Source organism: Streptomyces recifensis (assembly GCF_002154615.1).
In the GTDB taxonomy this organism is placed as follows: Bacteria; Actinomycetota; Actinomycetes; order Streptomycetales; family Streptomycetaceae; genus Streptomyces; species Streptomyces griseoluteus.
The window spans coordinates 1-2061 of sequence record NZ_MUNH01000365.1 but is presented as its reverse complement, the minus strand read 5'-3'; the positions used below and the strand labels follow the sequence as shown (position 1 = coordinate 2061).

Annotated in this window: 3 protein-coding genes; all 3 read left to right on the top strand. The window is 66.6% G+C overall.

Features of this window, described 5'->3' with window-relative positions:
• Positions 1 to 281: 281 nt before the first annotated feature.
• Positions 282 to 407, top strand: a complete 126-nt coding sequence (locus CCN33_RS33565) for a hypothetical protein (RefSeq protein WP_279628183.1) — start codon at positions 282 to 284, stop codon at positions 405 to 407.
• 168 nt (positions 408 to 575) lie between these two features.
• A complete protein-coding gene (locus CCN33_RS33130) occupies positions 576 to 842 on the top strand; it encodes a hypothetical protein (protein WP_244173868.1) in 267 nt (88 codons plus the stop codon).
• Between the two features lie 61 nt (positions 843 to 903).
• A complete protein-coding gene (locus tag CCN33_RS19320; protein WP_086694832.1) occupies positions 904 to 1959 on the top strand; it encodes a pentapeptide repeat-containing protein in 1056 nt (351 codons plus the stop codon).
• Positions 1960 to 2061 lie beyond the last annotated feature (102 nt).

The following is a 2061-nucleotide window of genomic DNA, read 5'->3' as shown; positions in this document are numbered from 1 at the left end:
GTTTGATGCGTCCGCGGACGGCGAGCGCAGCGAGGGCGAGAGGGCGGGTTCGAGGAGGAGGGAGGTCATCTCGATGTAGGTGCCGGCGGTGGCACCGGGCGAGGACTTCGACCGGTACTACGAGGACGCCGGCTTCGTCACCATCGACAACCGATCCTGAACCACTACGCAGGACGGGAGCGCGACCCTGGAGGGTCGGCTCGCGTAGACACCCGATCCGGCGGCTCTGCGGCCTCGACGCCGCGTGTCTCAGCATCGGTTGAACCGGTACACCTGACGGCATGAAGCTGAAAGACCTCAGCCCCCTGATGAAGCGCCGCCGAGCTGGCGGTCTCAGCTACGGCTACGACCGCTTCCGCATCGACCCGGCCGTGGCCCCGCTTCAGTGGCCGGACAACGTCCTGTAGCAGTTCCTCTACGACTTCGGCGATAACGACCACTTCGTAACCGACTACGGCAGCATCGCCCTGCGCGAGATCACCTGGCGGCTCGAGACGATCCCGGCCGCGGACTTCCACGGGACGCCGACCGGAGCCTCCGACGACGGCTGTATCGAGGAGTACGCCAAGAACCCGGTGTACTGGGTCGGCGTCCGCCCCCAAGAAGTCGGCCTGCACTGGGAAGAGCACGGGACGTGGCTGCGCCCGCCGCTCCTGATCGACCGGCGCTTCCTGGACCCGTCGAGCAGCGGGCTGCAGGTCGTGGAGGGCCGAACCCGCGTCGGCGTCCTGCGCGGCCGCGTGCGCGAAAGACGGCACGTCGCGCCCGACCACCAGGCATGGCGTCTCGATATGCTCGCGCAGCAACCTGCGCAGAGCCCAAAAGGGGGAGTTCAGGGTTAGCGAGAAGGCATTGAGTGTGTCGCACCCACGCTTTACCTGGCAGACCTGATCGCATGGTTAGGTGGCAGATCACGCCCCTGCGACCTCGCCTCGAACCTGGTGGTTCGCAGCCGCGGTCCTCCTGCTGATCGCCGGATTTCTCTGGCTTCTCTGGAAGGGCCCCTGGCTTCTCGACAGCGCGCACCTCAACAAGCAGCCCACGCCCGGGGTGGCGGCGGTCGTGTCCGGCTTCCGCACAGCAATCGTGGCGGTCGGGGCGGGCATTGTGGCCGGCACCGGTCTGGTCCTCAGTCACCGCACTCTCCAACATACGCGGGAGAACGACCGGGTCCAGTCCGAGCTCACACGCGGCACTCTTGAAGTTACTGGCCGCACTCTGGAGCACGCGCAGGCCCGGGACCGCGAGCAGGCCGAGCTGACGCGCGAGGGACAGGTTACCGACCGCTTCACCAACGCCATCCGTCAGCTGGCCTCGGAACGCGATGTGGAGAGGCTAGGCGGCGTCTACGCGTTGGAGCGAATCATGCGGGACTCCGAGAAGGACCACCCCACTGTCGTTGAGGTCCTTGCCGCGTTCGTCCGCTATCACGCTCCAGCGGGGAGGGAAGCTGATCGCCCACGGCCGGTGGAAGCGGTCCAGGCAGCACTGACCGTTCTGGCGCGCCGCCCGAAGCGCGCCGAGGTGTTCAATATCGATCTCCGCGGCACTGACCTGCGCCGCGCAGATCTGAACACCGGAAACCTGGCCCACGTGCAGCTCTCGGAAAGCGACCTCCGCAACGCCAACCTGTACGACGCCAACCTGTACCACGCCAATCTTTCCCGGTCCGACTTGCGGGGCGCCGTCCTCCGGGACTCGGATATGGAGGGAGCAATCACCTTCCAAACGTCCCTCAGCGGCACCTACATGGCTGGTGCGACAGGGCTTACATCGGAACAGATCCTTGCTGCGTTCCCATCCGACACCACGGAGCTGCCCGACGACCTGGCAGCCAACCAGGAAGTCCAGGAATGGATTGCCGACCTGGAAATGGAGCAGCATGCCAGAGCCGCTCGGGAGGCTACTGCCGAGCACCCCACATCGGACGGGGAGCAATCGGATCCACCCTCGGCATGACCGCTAGCCCCGCACGTATTGCCACGCGCTGAGGCGGGGCAGGGGGCAGGGGGACATTGCCCAGGAGCACGGCCAGCGCCGGTCTTCCTCGCGGCATGACTC